The following is a 19,852-nucleotide window of genomic DNA, read 5'->3' as shown; positions in this document are numbered from 1 at the left end:
CGACACGAGGGTCGCCTTGCCTGATGTCCTGTCCAGCGAGCCGCGAAAAAGCGACGCCGACCCAAGCAGTGCCGTGAGCGAAATCCAGATCCACGCGCCGGGACGCTATATCGTCGAGTTTCGGCCGACAGAGAGGTGGATGCCGTTTCTCCGGCTCGATGTGCGCCGCCCGGGACATGCGGACAGGACCGTCTATGTGCCGGTCACCACGCGGACGTCCTATCTGCTCACAAGCAGCGAAGGCGGCCTGGTGCTGCAATTTGATAGAGACGACGTCGTTGCGGCGCGTGTTCGGCCCTTAACCATCGGGGATATTGGCGCGCTGCTGCGTCGGCGCCGTCGCCACAAGCGATTTCAGCTGCCGCTTGGCGAAGGCCTGGTCTTGCAGCCTCTTTTCCACGTCTCGGGATCGCAAGGGCGTGAATTGGCCCGGGCGCTCGGCAGTCTTGCCGGTTGGGGCTTTGGCACTGCAAGCGACAATCTGCAGAAGACCCTGTCGCGGCACTTTGATGGTCCGCCAGCCGAGGCCCCCGAGCGCCGGCCCACCGTCGAGCTGAAGATTGCCGTAGCGCTTCACCTGCATTACCCCGATCTCTGGCCCGAGTTCGAGGCGTTGCTGGAAGCAACCGGTCGTCAATTCCAGCTCTTTCTCACGCTGACCCAGCCTGACGCGGCACTTGCGCAACGCGTTCAGGCAAGATTTCCGGGTGCCGAGATCACGGTCTACGAAAATCGTGGCCGCGACGTCGGCCCTTTCATCCAATTGCTTCGCGAAGGAAAGTTCGATCCCTTCGATCTTATCTGCAAGCTGCATGGCAAGAAGTCGGGGCAGAGCGGGCCGCGCATGGTTCTCGGCGAGATCTGGCGCCAGGTGAGCGCGTTCGACCTGATCGGATCCCGCGGCGTGGTCGACCGCATCATCGCCAACTTCGAGCGTTCTCCCGACACCCAGATGATTGGATCCAGACGCTTTCGGCTGCCCAATGAATGGAAGGGGGAGAAGGCTGCATGGGGCGAGAACAGGGCGATGGCCCTCAATCTGCTGGAGGCTATGGGGATGCCTTCCAGTTCTCGCCTCGATTTCTTTGCCGGGACGATGTTCTGGGTCCGTCGCAGCGCGCTGGAACCACTGCGATGGCTCGATCTGCCTTTGGCAGCCTTTCCCGAAGAGGCAGGCCAACAAGACGGCACATTGCAGCATGCCCTCGAGCGTGTTCTTGGAATGATCTGCGCAAAGATCGGCGTTGCCTCGGATGGTGACATGACGACGGATTCCCGCGAGGCAGACCCGATTGGATAGATCCGAATTTTTGATCTTTGTAAGATCGCTCACCAGCAGAAGCCGATGGAAGAGATTTCGCCTGCGGCAACGAATTCGGGCCAGCGGCCTGTTCGATGTGTCGTGGTATATGGTTCAAAATCCGGATTTAGCCCGGAGCGGGAAAGATCCGATCTTGCATTACATCAGGTACGGTGCCGCGGAGTCCCGAAACCCGAGTCCGGACTTCGACAACGAATACTATCTGGCGAAAAATCCCGACGTGGCCGCCGCGTCGATGAATCCGTTGGATCACTACATTCGTTTCGGCAAGAGCGAGGGGCGCAGCCCCCGACGTGCTCCGGGCACAAATGCCGGCGCCATTCAGAGACCCGACACCTACGTGCCGCGATCCAACGAGAGGCGACCCGCCGCATTAAAGGCGCGCCTCATTGCCTTCTACCTACCACAGTTTCATCCGATTCCTGAAAATGACGCCTTTTGGGGAAAGGGCTTCACGGAATGGACGAATGTGACACGCGCGACGCCGCAGTTCGACGATCATTATCAGCCCAGGCGGCCGGCGGACCTCGGCTTCTACGATCTGAGGGTGAAGGACATCCAGAAGGAACAGATCGAGATTGCCCTTCAGTACGGCGTCTCGGGGTTCTGCTTTCACTTCTACTGGTTCAACGGCAAGCGCGTCCTCGAGATGCCGATCACACAATTTGTCGAAAATGACGCGCACGAACTGGGCTTCTGCATCAATTGGGCAAATGAACCCTGGAGCCGCCGTTGGGATGGGCGCGAGCAGGAGGTGCTGATTGCGCAATCGCATTCACCCGAAGACGACCTGGCCTTCATCGAATATGTATCCCGCTATTTTCGCGACCGGCGATACATCCGCATCGGCGGCAAGCCACTCCTGATGATTTACCGGCCCGGATTGTTTCCGTCAGCCGCTGAAACAGCACAACGCTGGAGAGCCTATTGCCGGGAAGCCGGCATCGGCGAGATTTTTCTTGCCTATCCGCAGTCGTTCGACAAGGACGATCCCGCCAAATTCGGATTCGACGCCGCCGTCGAATTTCCACCGAATCTTGGGAAATTTCGCGAGATCAGCGACAGAATTCCAACGCTCAAGAGCGGCTTCAGGGGAAAGATCTTCGACTGGACGGAGCTCCTCAATCGCAGCCGCGCCTACCCACAGGTTCCCTACACGCTGTTTCGCGGACTTTGCCCTTCCTGGGACAACACCGCACGGAGAATGGAGGCAGCCCACATTCTGATGAACGCATCACCGTCGCGCTACGCAGAATGGCTCGCCAACGCGGTCGCCGATACGTGCGATCGTTTCGCCGATTTCGACAGCCGCCTGATCTTCGTCAATGCCTGGAACGAGTGGGCGGAGGGAGCCTATCTCGAGCCCGACGCCCGCTATGGCTATGCCTATCTGCAAGAGACGCGGAACGTCCTGTCGGCTCCGTCAGCGGCCGGTAAATTCCCCGGGGATGCGTCCTGGCGCGTTTTGTTCGTTTCGCACGATGCGGCTCTCGGTGGGGCGCAGGCTTCGTTGATCGACATCGTCCAATGGCTGCAATCGCACACGGAGTTGGAGGTCAAGGTGCTGTGCCTGGCAGGCGGTGAACGGCTCGAACAGTTTCGACGCATCGTCGATACCGCCCTTCTGGACGATCTGGTTTCGCCGACCGAGACGACCGCCACGAAGCTGGCCCGCATCGCCGATTGGTACGGTGGCAGACCGGACCTGATCTATTGCAATAGCCTGGCCACCGGCCGTGTGCATGCGCTGCTTGGTGAACTGGACATTCCTATCCTGACGCATGCCAGGGAATTGGCAGCGAGCGTCGCCCGATATGCCAAGGACGATATGGAGGATGTCGTTTCCCACACGCGGAGATTCGTTGCGTGTTCGCCAAGCGTCCGGGACTACCTGGTGGCCCAGCACAAGGTCGAAACGAACGCCATCGACGTCATTCCAAGCGCGGTTCCGCAGCCCGGCGCCGATCCCGGTCAGATGGAAATCCAGCGTCTTGAACGTCGCCGGCTGGCCGGCTGGCCCGTGGACAAGACCATCGTCCTGGGATCCGGCCTCGCAATGCCATTCCGCAAGGGTGCCGACCTGTTTATCGAGGTGGCCCGAATTCTTCGGGCGCGGGGGATTGAGGACTATCATTTCTACTGGCTCGGCTCGTTTCCGGAGCGGGAACGGGATGAGGTTCTCGGCACCTGGTCGCAGCACCTCGACCGGATGCGGGCGGACGGGTTGGACGAAAAAGTTACATTTCTGGGCGATGTCGACGATGTGAGCGGCTATCTTCGGGCTGCCGATCTGTTTCTTCTGACATCCCGCGAAGAGCCGTTCGGCCGCGTCATGCTGGAGGCGGCATTCGCCGAGTTGCCGGTGATCTGCTTCGCAGGCAGCGGCGGGGCGCCGGATTTCGTCGAGGACGATGCCGGCATCATCGTCGAACGGGTCGATCCGGCCGCCATGGCCGATGCCACGCTGAAACTGATCCGGAACCAGCCGTTGCGGATGCAGCTCGGCAGGCAGGCGGGCGCCAAGGCGCGGCGGCATTTTTCCACCGACCAGGTCTTTCCGCGCCTGCTGTCGACCATGCGGAAGGTTGCAGGCCAGACGCCCGCGGTTCCGATCATCGTGCCTAACTAAATTATGCCCGCCTATGTACGATCAGCGCCGTGCAACTGCTTCCGCCGCCAGGCGGCAGGCGCTTCGCCGACGCGTCCGCGGAAGAACCTTGAGAAATAGGCGGGGTCGTCGAAGCCGATCTCGTAGGCGATGTCTTCGACCGTGCGCACGGTGAACAGCAAGAGCCGCTTGGCTTCCAGCAACCGCCGCTCGCTGACGACGCGCTTGACGCCGCTGCCCAGCAACATCCGCGCGGCCTTGTCGAGAAGATGCGGCGTCGTGGCCAGCGTCTCGACGTAGCGGTCGACCGGCCAGTTATCGCGGAAAATGCGCATGACCGTGGAAAGTTCTGCCGCGACGAACCGAACGCCTCAGCTCTCACCCTCGATCAGACCCTCCAGGAGATCGAGCAGCTGCTCCAGCTTCTCATGCCCAAGCCGCCGCTCGATGTCGTCGTAGATGACGCGGCGCTCGGGCGACAGGGCGTCGATCAGGGCGGAACCGGCCGGGGCGATGGTCAGCACGACGCGGCGGCCGTCGCCTTCCGCCTTGTTGCGGGTGATGAACCTTCGGCCCTCGAGCGCCTTGATGATGCGCGTCAGGCTGGGCGGCAGCACCGATGCACGATCGGCGAGCTCGGTCGCCTCGACCGGGCCGGCCTCACTCAGCACGCGCAGCACACGCCATTGCTGCTCGGTGACGTCATGCGCGGCGAGCATCGGGCGAAACCGCGCCATCACCACTTCGCGGGCATGAAGCAGCGCCATTGGTAAGGAGCGGCGGGTGTTCTCGGGCAGCAAGTGAAATTCTCTCCAGCGCAGGCTTGCAATCGGCAGGCTTTGCCGAGCGCTAGCCCTAAAGCCGGTCACCTTCATCCCGTATCGTCGCCTCAGGCCTGATGCAAGGCTTGACTTCCGATGTCCCCGGATCGCGGCGCGCTGGCGCCATGGTCGGTCCGGTGCCGTCTTGTGCTCCGGCCCTTCAAATTTTTGAGAGAATATTCCCGGCTTTGCCGAGAACGGCGAAACACGTTCTTTGATAAAATCGATAGAATTTCTGACGATGTGACCAAGCTTGGGCAATCCGCCTTGCTGTCATGACTTCACAACCGCAGAGATCAATCATGTCCGACGTCAACAACACTTTGCCCTCTTCCCTTTGGTCAACCCTCAACCGGCGCGGCGGCCTTGCTCTGCTGTTCGCATCGGCCGTCGCGGTCGGCAGCCTGATGGCGCCGCATGCGTCCTTCGCCGAGGACAAGAAGGCAATCAAGGTCGGCATCATCAGCGGCGAGGACGAGGATGTCTGGCGCGTCGTGGTCGCCCAGGCCGCCGAGAAGGGCCTGACCATCGAGACCGTGGTGTTCAACGATTACACGCAGCCCAACGAAGCGCTCGAGCGCGGCGAGATCGACGCCAACGCCTTCCAGCACCAGCCCTATCTCGACAACCAGATAAAGACTCAAGGTTATCACATCGTGCGCGTCGGCTATACCGGGGTCTGGCCGATCGGCCTTTACTCCAAGAAGTACAAGGCGGTCGCCGACCTGCCGGGAGGCGCTGTCATCGGCGTGCCGAACGACCCGTCCAATGAAGGCCGGGCGCTGCGCGTGCTGCAGAACGAGGGCGTGATCAAGCTGAAGGACGGTACCGGCATTCTGGCCACCACCGCCGACATTGCGGAGAACCCCAAGAAGGTCGAGATCAAGGAACTTGATGCCGGCATCGTCGGCCGCTCGGTCGAGGATCTCGACGCCGCCGTGGTCAATACCGACTGGGCGCTGAAGAGCGGCCTGACGCCGGAAAACCGCATCGCGCAGGAACCCATTGCCGACAATCCGTACCGCAACTTCATCGCGGTCAAGGTCGGCAATGAAAACGACGCCTGGGTGAAGACGCTGGTGGCCTCGTACCAGAACGACGCGGTCAAGGCCGAGTTCGACAAGGTCTACAAGGGCACCGGCCTCAGCGCCTATTGATCCGCGACCGGACGCCCGGTTCGAGAGCAAATGCGGTCCGCGCCTGAGCGCGGGCCGCACTTGCATTTTCGGATGGCGAGAGCAGGAACACGCATGAACCAGCATATCACGGCATCCCAGGCGATCGCCGATCCGAACCACGCGAGACCCGACGCGTCGCAAGACGTGGTGCGCCTTGTCGACCTGAAGCGCCGCTTCGGCGCCACGCCGGCGATCGACGGCATCTCGCTGACGGTGCGCAAGGGCGAGATCCTTGGCATTATCGGCCGCAGCGGCGCCGGCAAATCGACGCTTATCCGCTGCCTGAACGGGCTGGAGCGGCCCGATTCCGGCGAGGTGTTCATCGAGGGTCGCGAGATCAGCCAGCTCGGCGAGCGTGACCTGCAGCCGCTGCGCCGACGCATCGGCATGATCTTCCAGCACTTTAACCTTTTGTCGGCCAAGACGGTCGAGGACAATGTGGCGCTGCCGCTGAAGATCGAGGGCCGTCCGAAGGCCGAGCGGCTGGCGCGGGCGGCGGAGCTGCTTGAACTTGTTGCCCTGTCGGAGAAAGCCCGGGCCTATCCGGCATCGCTGTCAGGCGGCCAGAAGCAGCGCGTCGGCATCGCCCGGGCGCTCGCCGCGCGCCCGGCGCTGCTGTTGTCGGACGAAGCAACTTCGGCGCTCGACCCGGAGACGACGCGCTCGATCCTGGCGCTGCTGAAAGACATCAACCGGCAGCTTGGCCTGACCATTCTGCTGATCACCCATGAGATGGAGGTGATCCGCTCGATCGCCGACCGTGTGGCGGTGATCGATGCCGGGCGCATCGTCGAGGAGGGGCCGGTCTGGTCGGTGTTCGCCGACCCGCAATCGGACATCACCAAAAGCCTGCTCGGCGCCATCCGGCCGCAACTGCCGGCCGAACTGGCGGCGCGGCTGCTGCCGGCTTCCGGCGCGGAGACGATCCTGCGTATCGATGTGGCTGGCGAGGTCGCGCGTGGACCATTGCTGTCCGACCTTGCCACTTCTGTCCCGGGCGCCTTCCGCCTCGTCCATGGCGGCATCGACCATATCCAGCAGCAGCCGATCGGGACGCTGTTTCTCTCCGTTCCCGGCAGCGATGCGAGCCATCTCGCTGCCGTCATCACATTCCTGAAGGCCCGCCAGGCGCGGGTGGAGGTGCTTGGCCATGTCGCCAATCCTGTTTGAGCTTCTGCTGCGTTCGATCTGGGAGACGGTGCTGATGACGGCCGCCTCCGGCCTGATCTCGCTGGTCTTCGGCCTGCCGCTCGGGCTGGCCTTGATATCAACCGAACGCGGCGGCATCGCCGAGAGCCTGTGGGTCAACCGCGTGCTCGGCGCCGTCATCAACGGCTTCCGCTCGGTGCCGTTCATCATCCTTCTGGTGGCGCTGATCCCGCTGACGCGGCTGATCGTCGGCACCTCGATCGGCACCTGGGCCGCCATCGTGCCGCTGTCGATCGCCGCCACGCCCTATTACGCCCGCATCGCCGAGGTTTCGCTGCGCGAGGTCGACCACGGCCTGATCGAAGCGGCGCGCGCCATGGGCGGCAACCGCTGGACGATCATCCGCGAGGTGCTGGTGCCCGAGGCGCTGCCCGGCATCGTCGCCGGCTTCACGGTAACGCTGGTGACGCTGATCGGCGCCTCGGCCATGGCCGGCGCCATCGGCGCTGGCGGCCTCGGCGACCTCGCCATCCGCTATGGCTACCAGCGCTTCGAGACCTCGGTGATGGTGGCGGTGGTGATCGTGCTGATCATCCTGGTGTGTGGAATCCAGTGGGCGGGGGATCGATTGGTGGCGCGGCTGGATCGGCGGGGGTGAGCCGGTGCCTCGGACCCACTGAAACTGTCAATCAGGGCCTGAATCACCCAGTCACGGTCGAGGATATCGGCGTTGAACGTGAAGCCTGCGTGCTCGGCGAGCATGGCAAGGAATGTAAGCTGGGTACGGCCATTGCCTTCACGAAATGGGTGATGGCATTGATCTCCGCGATGATGTGCGCCAGATGCTTCGCAAAGCTGACTCTGTCAACGATTCCAGGCAAGCCGGGCTACCCCCTCAACCTCATACCCTCCGGATCGAAAAACGGCATCGGCGCCACGACCGCGCGGGTCGGCACGCCATTAATGTCGATGCTGAGTTCGGTACCGACCGCCGTGAACGGCAAGCGCAGATGCGCGGTGGCCAGCACCCTGCCGAGAGAGTAGCCGTGGTCGCTGTAGGTGACGATGCCGGCATCCTCGCCATCGGCCAGGATCCTGGCGTCCGTCGCCGCCGGTTTGTCGCCGTCGAGGATCAGTCCCGTCCAGCGCTCGTCGAGGCCCTTGTCGCGGATTTTGAGCAGCGCTTCGCGGCCGATGAAATCGCCCTTGTCGAACTTGATCCAGCGGTCGAGGCCGACATGGAAAGGCGTGCGGCTCTCGTCCATGTCGATGCCATGCGCCGGATAGGCCTTTTCCAGGCCGAGCGTGAACATCGCCAGCACGCCATAGGGTTTCAGGCCGAAGTCCTTGCCGGCCCGCATCAGCGTATCCCAGACGGAGGCCGCCTCGTCGGCCGGCACGAAGAGTTCGAAGCCGAGCTCGCCGGTGACGCCGGTGCGCGAGATCAGGACACGAGTGCCATTGACATGGCCCGACGTGAACGCCCAACGCTTGAGACCGTCCAGATCGGCATCCGAGATCATCGCCTTCAACAGTACGCGCGAGCGCGGACCCTGGATGGTCGGGAAGGCGACGGCGGCGGTGATGTCGGTGACATAGGCCTTGCGGCCCTGGGCATGGTGCTGCAGCCAGGGCAGCATCTTCAGCCGGTTGACCGAGCCGGTGACCAGCATGAAATGCTCAGTCGCCAACCGGAACACGGTGAGGTCGTCCATGATGCCGCCATCCTCGCGGCAGACCGTGGAGTAGCGGACCTGGCCCGGCTTCATCGCCGCCGCGTCGTTGACGATGACATGGTTGACCAGCGCCTCGGCCTCCGGCCCCTTGATGTCCATCTTGCCCATGGTGCTGAGATCCTGCACGCCGACATTGGCGCGCGTGTTCAGGTGCTCGTCGGCGATGCCGGAATAATATTTGGCCGAGATGAAATCGCCGCCGACCCGACCCATGGTCGCGCCGAGCCCGACGATGCTGCTGTAGAAGGGGGAACGCCGCTCAGCCAAGAAGGTCTCCATCATTCATGAAAAGCAGCAGCGCCAAGCGGCGCTGCCGGAAGGCATTGGTTGCCGGTCTCAGTTGCCGTAGACGTCGAAGGCAAAATACTTGTCGTTGATTTCCTTGTATTTGCCGTTGGCGCGCAAGGCGTCGATCGCCGCATTGAACTTACCGGCAAGTTCCTTGTTGCCCTTCTGCAGGGCGATGCCGACGCCGGGTCCGTGAATGGCCGGATCGGCCGTCAGCGTGCCGAGCAGCTTGCAGCAGGCGCCATCGGGCTTCTTCAGCCATTCGGTCAGGATGATCGAGCCGTCCATCATGGCGTCGAGGCGGCCATTGGCCATGTCGGTGCGGGCATCGTCGCCGGTCGGGTAGGCCTTGACGGTCGAGCCCGCATATTTCTGCTCGGCGAATTTCTGGTGGATGGTGGCGGTCTGCACGCCGAGCGCCTTGCCCTTCAAATCGTCGGGTGAGGTGCCCGCGATGGTCGAATCCTTCGGCACGGCGATGGCCGGCGGCGTCTGGTAATATTTGTGGGTGAACTCGACCTTCTCGGCCCGCTCGGGCGTAATGGTGATGTTGATGATGGCATCGAACTTGCCGGCTTGCAGCGCCGGAATAGAGCCGTCGAAATCCTGAACGGTGAATTCGCATTCGGCCTTCATCTCGGCACACAACGCCTTGCCGAGATCGATGTCGAAGCCGCCCAGCGTGCCGTCGGCACTGGCGTAGTTGAAGGGCGGATAGGCGCCCTCGGTGCCGATCCTGAGCTTGTCCTGGGCGCTGGCGGCACCGCTGGCAAGGGTAAGGGCGACGGAAGCGGCAAGCACGAAACGACCGAAAAGACGCATGTTCCAGATCTCCGTTGACTGGGGAAGTCTACGGGCTTTGGTGCTTTCGGCGGAGACGGAAGCGACATGTGCTGCGGCGATCACGGCGCCGTGAGCGATCCACGCCGTGGCGGATAGCAGTGCGTTAGCCGGCGCGCTGCCTGTCCGTCGCCTTGCGGTCAATTGTGAGACCGCCCGCCGACAGAACCACGCCGAACTTCTCGCTGGCTTCCTCTGAGGTGTAGTACCCCAGCGCTACGTCGCGAAGCACGAGATTGGCGTCACGCTCTAACGGATCGCCATAGCCGCCACCGCCTGGCGTGCCGACGCGCACGCGGTCGCCGGCCTTGAGCGGGATGTCCTGCTCCTTGGACAGATGCGGCGGCACATGTTCGACGCCGCCACGGAAGACGGTCACGCTGTTGGGTTCGCCATCCTTGCCGCCGAGCGCGCCTTGCGGGCCGAAACGGCCGTGATCCATGACGAAGGAGGCCCGCGCATCGCCGCGCAGGATCTCCACCTCATAGGCGAGGCCAAAACCGCCGCGATGCTTGCCGGCGCCGCCCGAGCCTTCGCGCAGGGCGTAGTGGCGGTAGAGCACCGGGAAGGCCTGCTCCATGATCTCGACCGGCGGCGATTTGGAAATGCCGATGGTCGAGCAGCCATTGGTCAGCCCGTCATGGCCCGAATTGCCGCCATAGCCGCCGCCGGAGATCTGGTACATGACGTAATCGCGGCCGCGCGCCGGGTCGTTGCCGCCCAGCGCGAAATTGCCGCTGGAGCCGGCGGGTGCGGCCGTCACCTTGTCCGGCAGAGCCTGCACCATGGCCGCGAACACCGCTTCGGCGATGCGCTGCGAGACTTCCGCCGCGCAGCCCGACACTGGACGCGGATATTTGGCATCGAGGAAGGTGCCTTCCGGCCGCTTGACGATCAACGGCTCGAAGGCGCCGGCGCTGATCGGCACGTCCGGGAAAATGTGGCGCATGGCGAGATAGACCGAGGACAGGGTCGTCGCCAGCACGCTGTTCATCGGCCCGGCGCAGGGCCTGGACGAGCCGGCGAAATCGAAGGTCAGCGTGTCGCCCTGTTTCTCCACCGCAAGCGCGATGGTCAGCGGCTCGTTGACCACGCCGTCGGAATCGACAAAGGCCTTCGAATGATAGGTGCCGTCGGGAATGGCCGTGATGTTGGCGCGCATCTGCTCGGCGGCGCGGCGGCGCAGTTCGGCGATCGCCTCGACAACAGTTTCGTCTCCGTAACGATCCAGGATTCCATTGAGCCGATCCTGACCAATCAGCAGCGCGGCCGCCTGCGCCCTGATGTCGCCGATGCGCTGGTCGGCGACGCGGATGTTGGAGCAGATGATGGCGTAGATCTCCGCGTCGAGCACGCCCTTCTTGAACAGTTTCACCGGCGGCAGCCGCAAGCCTTCCTGCTCGACCGCCGTCGCGGAAGCCGAGAAACCGCCCGGCACCGAGCCGCCAATGTCGGGCCAGTGGCCGGTGTTGGACAGCCAGCAGAAGATCTTGCCGTCGCGGTAGACCGGCATGGCAAAGCGCACATCCATCAGATGCGTGCCGCCGAGATAGGGGTCGTTGACGATGTAGATGTCGCCCGGCTCAGGGGCCAGGCAACGGCCGTCGGCGATCATCTCGATCACCGTTTTCGTCGAATATTGCATGACGCCGACGAACACCGGCAGGCCTTGGCTTCCCTGCGCGATCAGTGAGCCGTCGACAGCTGAATAGATTCCGTCGGAACGGTCGTTGGCTTCGGCGATGACCGGCGAGAAGGCAGCGCGGGAGAATGTCAGGTCCATCTCGTCGCAGACCTGCTGCAAGGCCGCCTGGAGGACCGAAAGCGTGATGGCGTCGAGCTTTGGCATATCAACGTCAGACATCTCAGGCCTCGCCAATGTCGATGATGATATTGCCGTCGGCGTCCGACCTTGCGCGGTCGCCGGGTTCGAGCACCGTGGTCGCATCCATCTGTTCGAGGATCGCCGGCCCTTCGATGACTGCATCGATCGGTAGCTTTTCGCGTGCGTATACCGGCGTGTCGTGCCACTGGCCCGCATACCAGACCGGCCGGATCTCGCGCCGCGCCTCGTCCAGCGTCTCGGCGCGCCCGGCCGGGTCGATCAGGCGCGACAGGTCGATCGCCGGGCGCACGCCGGTAACCGAGGTGTTGAGGTTGACCAGGTTGGCGCGGATTTCCGGCAGCTCGACCTTGAAGCGGGCGAAATAGGCCTTTTCGAACAGGGCTTGCAGCTCCTGCCGGCTCACGGTCGAGGACGGCAGCGGCACGTTGATGATGTGGGTCTGGCCGACGAACTGCATGTCGGCGGAGTGGGTGACGCGGATCGTCTCCGGCTTCACCGCTTCCTTGCCGATCAGCTCCTCACCTTCGTTTCGGTGCCGTTCCAATACTTGGCGCATCTGAGTTTCGTCGAGCACGGCAACCGGCTGGTTGATGGTGTTGACGAAGTCATGGCGCAGGTCGGCGACGACGCAGCCGAGCGCATTGGTGATGCCGGGACGCGCCGGCACCAGCACCCGTGGCAGGCCGAGTTCGCGCGCCAGCGCGGTCGCATGCAGCGGCCCGGCGCCGCCGAAGGCAAACAGGGCGAAATCGCGCGGGTCATGGCCGCGCGAAACAGAAACCATGCGGATGGCGCCCGCCATCTTCATGTTGCCCAGCCTCAGCACCGCGCCCGCCGCTTCGACGCCCGACAGGCCGGTTGCCTTGCCGATCTTGTCCTCGAAAATGCCGGTGACGCGCTCCACGGTGACCGGGTTTTCGACGGCCAGCAGCTTCTTCGGCGCCAGCCGGCCGAGCACCAGATTGGCGTCGGTGATGGTCGGCTCGAGACCGCCGCGGCCATAGCAAATCGGGCCGGGATTGGCGCCGGCGCTTTCGGGACCGATCTGGATCAGGCCGGCCGCGTCGACGCGGGCGATGGAACCGCCGCCGGCGCCGACCGTGTGCACCGCCACCATCGGCACATGGATGGGCATGGCATATTCGATCTCGATCTCGTTCGACACCGCCGGCTCGGCGTTGCGGATCAGCGCCACGTCGGTCGAGGTGCCGCCCATGTCGTAGGTGACGAGGTTTTCGAAGCCGGCACGCTTGCCCGTATAGGCGGCGGCGATGACGCCGGAGGCCGGGCCGGACATAACGGTCTTGGCCGATTCACGTGTGACGAAGCGGGCCGAGATCATGCCGCCATTGCCGTTCATGATCAGGAAGTCGCGGGCATAGCCTTTGGCCGCCAATTCCTTGCGCAGCCGCTCGACATAGCGCTCGAGAATCGGCTGCACCGAGGCATTCACGGAGGCGGTGACGCCGCGCTCGAATTCGCGCGCTTCCGACAGCAGCGCATGGCCCGTGGTGATGTAGCCGTTCGGCCAGAGCTCGGCGGCGATCTCGGCGGCGCGCCGCTCATGCGACGGGTTGGCGTAGGAATGCAGGAAGTGGATGACGAGGGATTCGCAGCCGGCCCCGATCAGCGCCTTCACCGCCTCGCGCATCCCGGCCTCGTCGAGCGGCGTGCGCACCGCGCCGGAAGCCTCGACGCGCTCAGACACTTCGAGCCTGAGGTTGCGCGGGATGACGGGGACGAAAGTGCCGGTCATGCCATAGGGTTGCGGCCGCGTGCGCCGGCCAAGCTCGATCACGTCGCGAAAGCCGCGCGTGGTGATCATGCCGGTCTTGGCCAGCCGGCGCTCCAGCACGGCATTGGTGGTGGTGGTCGTGCCGTGCACGATGAGGTCGATGCCGTCGATCGCAAATCCGGTGGCGCCAAGTGCCGAAACCACACCGAAAGCCTGGTTGTCGACAGTCGTCGGGGTCTTGGCGATATGCACCTTGGCGCCGTGCTTGCCGTCGATCAGAAGCAGGTCGGTGAAGGTCCCGCCGACATCGATGCCGGCCACGACGCTGCCCAGGGAATCCGGCGGCTGCACCGAAAAATTCTCTTTCATTGTCGAAACCCGAAATGCTGGGACTACGGATATGGCACAGTTTGGAAAGGTGTTTCGCGGCGGTATCTTGACGCAAATATCGTTTGTATACTAATAAATTCCGGACACAAGAGCTTACCGCTTTGGAGTGTGCGAGCAGCACGCCGGGATCTGAACGGTCCGGGCGCGCAGGTAAAAGTTTGGCGCCCGCGTCCCCGGTTGGGCCAGAAAGTTGGATTTGATGAACACCACATCCGCCTTCAACACCGCCGGCGCCCGCCCGCTGCAGTTTCCTATACCGGCCAATGTCTATGCCGAAACGGTCGTCTCGGTGAAGCACTACACCGACCGGCTCTTTTCGTTCCGCATCACCCGTCCGCAGTCGCTGCGCTTCCGCTCCGGCGAGTTCGTCATGATCGGCCTGCCCAATGCCGAGAAGCCGGTGTTCCGCGCCTATTCGGTGGCAAGCCCGGCTTGGGACGAAGAGCTGGAATTCTTCTCGATCAAGGTGCCAGACGGCCCGCTGACCTCGGAACTGCAGAAGATCCAGGTCGGCGACACCGTCATCATGCGCCAGAAGTCGACTGGCACGCTGGTGGTCGACGCGCTGACCCCGGCCAAGCGGCTGTTCATGATCTCGACCGGCACCGGCATCGCGCCGTTCGCCAGCCTGCTGCGCGACCCCGACACCTATGAGAAATTCGACCAGCTGATCCTGACCCACACCTGCCGCGACAATGCCGAGCTGACCTACGGCCAGGAATTGGTGGCGGCGCTGGAAAGCGACCCGCTGATCGGCGAACTGACCACCGGGCGCGTCACGCTCTACAATTCGACGACCCGCGAAGAATCAGCTCGCATGGGCCGCATCACCGCGCTGATCGGCTCTGGCAAATTCTACGCCGATCTCGGGATCGAGAAGCTCAATCCGGAAACGGACCGCATCATGATCTGCGGCTCGATGCATATGCTGAAGGACGTCAAGGAACTCGCCGAAAGCCTCGGCTTCCAGGAAGGCTCGCTCAGCCATCCCGCGACTTTCGTCGTCGAGCGCGCTTTCGTCGGCTGAGGGCCTCTGCCCAGCCTGAGGACAGGCTGCCTTTCCAGGCGAATACCGAAGCCCGGATAGGCTGCCGTAACAGCTCCGGCCACTCCTTCCCAATAGCGAATACGGCAAGCGCGCGCCTGTCGCGTCGTCCCAGCCATATCTGATTTCAGGCCACGCGAAGTGCCCCGGAATGGCAATGGCGACGTCTCCTGCGTCGACCGGACCGATGTATCCGTGGGCAGTTAACAAGCGCCTCGCATCCCCCCGGTCGATCGAGGCTCAGCCCTGACCCCGGGAGTAACTTTATCGCGATGGTGCATTCAGCGCGGCCTCACGCATCCTTGAATGCTGCGGCGCAACATGACCGACTTGTAACCTGACAGGGCTGGGTCGTCGGGACTACTGTCCCGGTGATCGACGCGGTCGGTCCTAACCCCCAACCATCCCGAAAAAGGCTTGATATCCTTGCCAGCCAGGTGGACGGCACCATGACTAATTCCACGACACAGCAAGCCAGGCGAAAACGACCCATGCGCTCTCGGTGCATCGTCCTGTTGACTACACTCCTCCTGCTCGGCGGCGGTTACGGCATATGGCGCAACCACGCCGAGGCAAGGGCAGCCACTCAATCGACGCCGCCCGCACCCAAGGTGCCGGTTACCGTGGCCACCGTGCAAAAGACCGATTTCCCGCTTTACCTCTATGGACTCGGCACGGTTACGCCGCTGAACAGCGTCAGCATCTCGAGCCGGGTCGCCGGTGTCGTCAACCAGGTTCCGGTCGATCAGGGACAGATGGTCAAGCAGGGCGATCTGCTCGCCGAGATCGACCCTCGCCCGTATCAGGCGGCGCTCGACCAGGCGAAGGCCAAGGAGGCGCAGGACGAAGCGACGCTCAAGAACGCGCAGGTCGTTCTCAATCGCCTTTCCACGCTCCTGAAAAAGACGTTCGAAACGCAGCAGGATGTCGATAACCAGCAAGCAGTGGTCACGACGGCAGCCGCCACGATCGAGGGTGACAAGGCCGCGGTCGAGGCGGCGCAACTCAACCTCGATTTCACCAGGATCACGGCGCCGCTGACCGGCAAGACAAGCTTCCGCACCATCGATCCGGGCAACATCGTGCAGGCCGGCCAGAGCCCCGGGCTTTTCACGGTCGTGCAGCTTCAGCCGATCTATGTGTCATTCACGCAACCGCAGGACGAGGTTTCGACCATCAACAAGGTTTTCGCGGCCGGTCCGGTTGCGATCGATACACTTGGCGCGGATATGAAGACCGTGCTGGCGAGCGGCAGGCTGGAAGCGATCCAGAACGCGGTCGACCAGGCTTCCGGCACGATTTCGCTCAAGGCAACGTTTACGAACCAGGACAATGCGCTATGGCCGGGCCTGTCCGTCAACACACGCATACGCATCGGCACGATGGCAGGCGCGATCGTGGTGCCCGACGAAGCTGTCCAGCATGGCCCTGACGGGCTCTTCGCCTATGTCGTCGGCGACGACGGCAAGGTCCGTCGCCAGACCGTCAAGACAGGCCCTTCCGACGGCGGCGAGACGGTCGTCACCGACGGTATCGCCGCGGGGCAACGTGTCGTGGTTGCCGGCCAATACCGGGTGGTTGACGGCGCAAGCGTCGACGCCGCCACGGCTCCCGGCGCCGGACAGGCGCAGAGCGGCGCTGCCGGAGGTGCAAGCTGATGGCACAGATCGGTGTTTCCACGCCTTTCATCCGCTATCCCGTCGCCACGTCGCTTCTGATGATCGGCGTGCTGTTCGTCGGCGTGGTCGCCTATCTCAACCTGCCGGTCGCGGCGATGCCGAACGTCGACTTTCCGACGATCCAGGTGTCCACCAGCCTGCCGGGCGCCGATCCGATCACCATCGCGTCGTCGGTGACCCAGCCACTCGAGACGCAGTTCGCGCAGATCCCGGGCATTGCTGAAATGACATCGAGCAGCCTGTCCGGTTCCAGCCAGGTCACCTTGCAATTCGCGCTCGACGTCGACATCGCATCGACGGCCGGGCTGGTGCAATCGGCCATCAATGCCGCCGGCGGACAGCTGCCGAAGAACCTTCCCAATCCGCCCACCTACCGGGAGGTCAACCCGACGGATTCGCCGATCATGCTGATCGGGGCCAGTTCGACCGACTTGCCGCTGACAACGTTGAGCGACGACGTCTACACCAAGCTCGCGCAGGTGATCAGCCATGTCGACGGCGTCGGCCAGGTGCTGGTCGGCGGCCAGCAGACACCGTCGATCCGCGTCCAGCTCGATCCGGCCAAGCTCGCGGCAAGGGGCCTGTCACTGGAAGCGGTGCGTACCCCGCTGTCGATCGGCACGGTGGACCTGCCCAAGGGCAACATCCAGGGCGAAGTACGCTCCTTCACCATCTTCTCAAACGACCAGATGACGGCGGCCGATGACTGGAACAACGCCATCATCGCCTATCGCGACGGCGCGCCGGTGCGGGTCAAGGATGTCGGCCGGGCCGTGCTCGACGCGCAGGACTACACCCAGGCCGGTTGGACCGACACGACACGCGGCGTCGTGCTCGTCATATTCAAGGAGCCCGGCGCCAACATCATCGACACGGTCGACAGGATCAAGGCGGAGCTGCCGATGCTGACCGCCTCGATGCCGGCTTCACTGAAGCTGCAGGTGCTTTCCGACCGCACCCAGACCATCCGCGCCTCGGTGGCGGACGTGCAGTTCACGCTGATGCTCACCATCGGGATGGTGGTGATGGTGATCTTCCTGTTCCTGCGAAATGTCTGGGCAACCGCCATCCCGGCTTTCACCGTGCCGCTGGCGCTGCTTGGCGCATGCGCCTTGATGTGGTCCGCCGGCTACAGCATCGACAATCTGTCGCTGATGGCGTTGACGATCTCGATCGGCTTTGTCGTCGACGATGCCATCGTCATGCTGGAGAACATCGTCCGCTACATCGAGCACGGCGAAAAACCGATGGATGCCGCGATCCGCGGGGCCAGCGAGATCGGCTTCACCATCATGTCGATCTCGATTTCGCTGGTGGCCGTGCTGATCCCGCTGCTCCTGATGAGCGGCATTATCGGCCGCCTGTTCAAGGAGTTCGCGGTGACGCTGGCGATGACCATCCTGGTTTCGGCCTGCGTTTCGCTGACGCTGACGCCGATGCTGGCCTCGCGTTTCATCAAGCCGGCGAACGAGGAGCATCACGGCAGGCTCTATCGGTGGAGCGAAAGCGTTTTCGACGGGATGCTGCGCGCCTATGAGCGCGGCCTCGACCATGCGCTCGGGCATCGTTTCATCACGCTGCTGGTGTTCCTGACCTGTGTGGGCCTTACCGGCTATTTCTTCACGCTGGTGCCGAGCGGCTTCTTCCCACAGCAGGATACCGGCCTGATCTTCGGCCAGGTGATCGCCGGGCAGGATGTCTCCACCGGCCAGATGCAGTCCTACATGGCGCGATTTGCCGGGATCGTCTCCAAGGATCCGGCGGTGGCGCATTTTGCGGCATCGACGGGCGGCAATGGCAACACGCAGAACACCGGCCGCATGTTCATCCAGCTGAAGCCACGCGACGAGCGGGACGTTTCCGCCGACCAGATCATCCGGCGGCTGCAGCCGAAGCTTTCGGCCGTCCAAGGCGCGCGCTTGTTCATGCAGGCCTCTCAGGACGTGCGCGTCGGCGGCAAACTGTCCGCGTCGCAATATCAATATGTGCTGGAAAGCAGCGACCTCGACACGCTGGATAGCTGGGCGCCCAAGCTGTTGACGGCCTTACAGCGCCTACCCGAATTGCGGGACGTCTCGACCGACCAGATGAGTTCCGGCACGACGCTGACGCTGCAGGTCGATCGCGATCAGGCTGCCCGCTATGGGCTAACGGCGAACGATGTCGACAACACGCTCAACGATGCTTTCGGGCAACGCCAGATCGCCCAGTATTTCACGCAGCTTTCGACCTATGACGTGATCCTGGAGGTGCTGCCGTCACTGCGCGGCGACATCAAGGCGCTCAACCAGATCTACCTGACGACGCCGAGCGGTTCGCAGGTGCCGCTCTCGGCGATTGCCAGATGGACCACGAAGCCCGTACAGCCGCTGGTGATCAACCATGAAGGCCAGTTCCCGTCGGTGACGATCAGCTTCAACCTGGCGCCCAATGTCGCGCTCGGCCAGGCCACCGCCGCGATCGACAGAACCGCCGCCGAGATGCGGCTGCCGGCGACCATCCAGACCAATTACACGGGGACGGCGCAGGCCTTCCAGCAGTCGCTGTCTTCGGTGCCAGTGCTTATCCTCGGCGCCCTGGTCGTGGTCTACCTGATCCTCGGCATCCTCTACGAAAGCTACATCCACCCGCTGACCATTCTCTCCACGCTGCCCTCCGCCGGGCTTGGCGCGCTGGGTACGCTGCTCGTCTTCCATATGGAGTTCAACCTGATCGGCCTGATCGGCGTCATCCTGCTCATCGGCATCGTCAAGAAGAACGGCATCATGATGGTCGACTTTGCCATCGCGGCCGAGAGGGACCAGAACCTCAGCTCGCTGGAATCGATCCGCCAGGCCTGCCTGCTGCGCTTCCGGCCGATCATGATGACCACCATGGTCTCCATGCTGGGCGCGCTGCCGCTGATGCTGGAGAACGGTACGGGGGCGGAAATCCGCCAGCCGCTCGGCTACACGATGTTCGGCGGGCTGCTTGTCAGCCAGGCGCTGACGCTCTTCACCACGCCGGTGATCTATCTCTACCTCGACGACCTTTCCCATTGGCTCACCTCATTGCGCAGGCATGAGCAGGATGACGGCGAACCCGAAGGCGTGGAGGCTGAAATCGGCCCGGCTCGGCGTAAGCTGGCGGCCGAGTAGGCCTTACGTCAACGCCTAAGGTCGGCATCGGACCGACAGGCTTGTGGCCTCGGTCCAAACGATCGTGTAAGTATCGCCC

The 19,852-nt window shown here is 63.4% G+C and carries 13 protein-coding genes and 1 pseudogene; 8 read left to right on the top strand and 6 right to left on the bottom strand.

What is annotated here, in order from left to right; genetic code table 11:
• Positions 1-16: 16 nt before the first annotated feature.
• Positions 17-1,300, top strand: coding sequence for a rhamnan synthesis F family protein (locus tag ACLGL5_RS07265; RefSeq protein WP_171903234.1), 1,284 nt, complete (start codon positions 17-19; stop codon positions 1,298-1,300).
• Positions 1,293-3,950: a glycoside hydrolase family 99-like domain-containing protein gene (locus ACLGL5_RS07260; protein WP_141700883.1), complete on the top strand. Its 2,658-nt coding sequence runs from the start codon at positions 1,293-1,295 to the stop codon at positions 3,948-3,950. Before ACLGL5_RS07265 ends, ACLGL5_RS07260 begins: the two co-directional genes overlap by 8 nt.
• Positions 3,951-3,961: 11 nt before the next feature.
• Here the strand turns inward: ACLGL5_RS07260 and ACLGL5_RS07255 are convergent.
• Both ACLGL5_RS07255 and hpaR read right to left on the bottom strand, forming a co-directional pair.
• Positions 3,962-4,255, bottom strand: a pseudogene (locus ACLGL5_RS07255) (helix-turn-helix domain-containing protein); the annotation flags it as partial.
• Between the two features lie 45 nt (positions 4,256-4,300).
• Positions 4,301-4,804, bottom strand: a complete 504-nt coding sequence (hpaR, locus tag ACLGL5_RS07250; protein WP_010912713.1) for a homoprotocatechuate degradation operon regulator HpaR — start codon at positions 4,802-4,804, stop codon at positions 4,301-4,303.
• A 248-nt stretch (positions 4,805-5,052) separates the two neighbouring features.
• Between hpaR and ACLGL5_RS07245 the strand changes: the two genes are divergently transcribed.
• The 3 genes from ACLGL5_RS07245 (at position 5,053) to ACLGL5_RS07235 (ending at position 7,735) form a co-directional block, all read left to right on the top strand.
• Complete coding sequence (locus ACLGL5_RS07245) at positions 5,053-5,907, top strand: MetQ/NlpA family lipoprotein (protein WP_064985314.1); 855 nt, start codon at positions 5,053-5,055, stop codon at positions 5,905-5,907.
• 93 nt (positions 5,908-6,000) lie between these two features.
• Complete coding sequence (locus ACLGL5_RS07240) at positions 6,001-7,098, top strand: methionine ABC transporter ATP-binding protein (protein WP_069090665.1); 1,098 nt, start codon at positions 6,001-6,003, stop codon at positions 7,096-7,098.
• On the top strand, positions 7,079-7,735 hold the full coding sequence (locus ACLGL5_RS07235) for a methionine ABC transporter permease (RefSeq protein WP_069090664.1): 657 nt from the start codon (positions 7,079-7,081) through the stop codon (positions 7,733-7,735). The genes ACLGL5_RS07240 and ACLGL5_RS07235 overlap by 20 nt, the downstream gene beginning before the upstream one ends.
• Before the next feature lie 229 nt (positions 7,736-7,964).
• Here the strand turns inward: ACLGL5_RS07235 and ACLGL5_RS07230 are convergent, their stop codons facing one another.
• The 4 genes from ACLGL5_RS07230 to ACLGL5_RS07215 form a co-directional block, all read right to left on the bottom strand.
• Positions 7,965-9,095 carry an aminomethyl transferase family protein gene (locus ACLGL5_RS07230; RefSeq protein WP_069090663.1) on the bottom strand — a complete coding sequence of 377 codons (1,131 nt, stop codon included), beginning with the start codon at positions 9,093-9,095 and terminating at the stop codon, positions 7,965-7,967.
• A gap of 54 nt (positions 9,096-9,149) precedes the next feature.
• The gene (locus ACLGL5_RS07225) at positions 9,150-9,923 is read right to left on the bottom strand and encodes an ABC transporter substrate-binding protein (RefSeq protein WP_069090662.1); all 774 of its coding nucleotides are present in this window, start codon (positions 9,921-9,923) and stop codon (positions 9,150-9,152) included.
• Between the two features lie 124 nt (positions 9,924-10,047).
• On the bottom strand, positions 10,048-11,790 hold the full coding sequence (locus tag ACLGL5_RS07220) for a hydantoinase B/oxoprolinase family protein (RefSeq protein WP_069090661.1): 1,743 nt from the start codon (positions 11,788-11,790) through the stop codon (positions 10,048-10,050).
• A gap of 16 nt (positions 11,791-11,806) precedes the next feature.
• Entirely contained in the window at positions 11,807-13,891 is a 2,085-nt protein-coding gene (locus ACLGL5_RS07215) for a hydantoinase/oxoprolinase family protein (RefSeq protein ID WP_069090660.1), read from the bottom strand.
• 220 nt (positions 13,892-14,111) lie between these two features.
• On the opposite strand from ACLGL5_RS07215, the gene ACLGL5_RS07210 reads away from it, so the two are divergent.
• The 3 genes from ACLGL5_RS07210 (at position 14,112) to ACLGL5_RS07200 (ending at position 19,773) form a co-directional block, all read left to right on the top strand.
• Positions 14,112-14,939, top strand: coding sequence for a ferredoxin--NADP reductase (locus ACLGL5_RS07210; protein WP_019862391.1), 828 nt, complete (start codon positions 14,112-14,114; stop codon positions 14,937-14,939).
• 533 nt (positions 14,940-15,472) lie between these two features.
• Positions 15,473-16,615, top strand: coding sequence for an efflux RND transporter periplasmic adaptor subunit (locus tag ACLGL5_RS07205; protein ID WP_245307006.1), 1,143 nt, complete (start codon positions 15,473-15,475; stop codon positions 16,613-16,615).
• Positions 16,615-19,773: an efflux RND transporter permease subunit gene (locus ACLGL5_RS07200; protein ID WP_069090658.1), complete on the top strand. Its 3,159-nt coding sequence runs from the start codon at positions 16,615-16,617 to the stop codon at positions 19,771-19,773. The genes ACLGL5_RS07205 and ACLGL5_RS07200 overlap by 1 nt, the downstream gene beginning before the upstream one ends.
• The last annotated feature ends 79 nt before the right edge of the window (positions 19,774-19,852 follow it).

The sequence above is a fragment of the Mesorhizobium sp. U510 genome (genome assembly GCF_059180695.1).
This window is presented reverse-complemented; position numbering and strand designations above follow the sequence as displayed.

Excerpts from the sequence above, each read along its gene's own strand:
- ACLGL5_RS07200 (WP_069090658.1), top strand. The coding sequence starts at position 16,615 with ATGGCACAGATCGGTGTTTCCACGCCTTTCATCCGCTATCCCGTCGCC.
- hpaR (WP_010912713.1), bottom strand. The coding sequence starts at position 4,804 with ATGAAGGTGACCGGCTTTAGGGCTAGCGCTCGGCAAAGCCTGCCGATT.
- ACLGL5_RS07245 (WP_064985314.1), top strand. The coding sequence starts at position 5,053 with ATGTCCGACGTCAACAACACTTTGCCCTCTTCCCTTTGGTCAACCCTC.
- ACLGL5_RS07235 (WP_069090664.1), top strand. The coding sequence starts at position 7,079 with ATGTCGCCAATCCTGTTTGAGCTTCTGCTGCGTTCGATCTGGGAGACG.
- ACLGL5_RS07215 (WP_069090660.1), bottom strand. The coding sequence starts at position 13,891 with ATGAAAGAGAATTTTTCGGTGCAGCCGCCGGATTCCCTGGGCAGCGTC.
- ACLGL5_RS07240 (WP_069090665.1), top strand. The coding sequence starts at position 6,001 with ATGAACCAGCATATCACGGCATCCCAGGCGATCGCCGATCCGAACCAC.
- ACLGL5_RS07225 (WP_069090662.1), bottom strand. The coding sequence starts at position 9,923 with ATGCGTCTTTTCGGTCGTTTCGTGCTTGCCGCTTCCGTCGCCCTTACC.
- ACLGL5_RS07210 (WP_019862391.1), top strand. The coding sequence starts at position 14,112 with ATGAACACCACATCCGCCTTCAACACCGCCGGCGCCCGCCCGCTGCAG.
- ACLGL5_RS07220 (WP_069090661.1), bottom strand. The coding sequence starts at position 11,790 with ATGCCAAAGCTCGACGCCATCACGCTTTCGGTCCTCCAGGCGGCCTTG.
- ACLGL5_RS07230 (WP_069090663.1), bottom strand. The coding sequence starts at position 9,095 with ATGATGGAGACCTTCTTGGCTGAGCGGCGTTCCCCCTTCTACAGCAGC.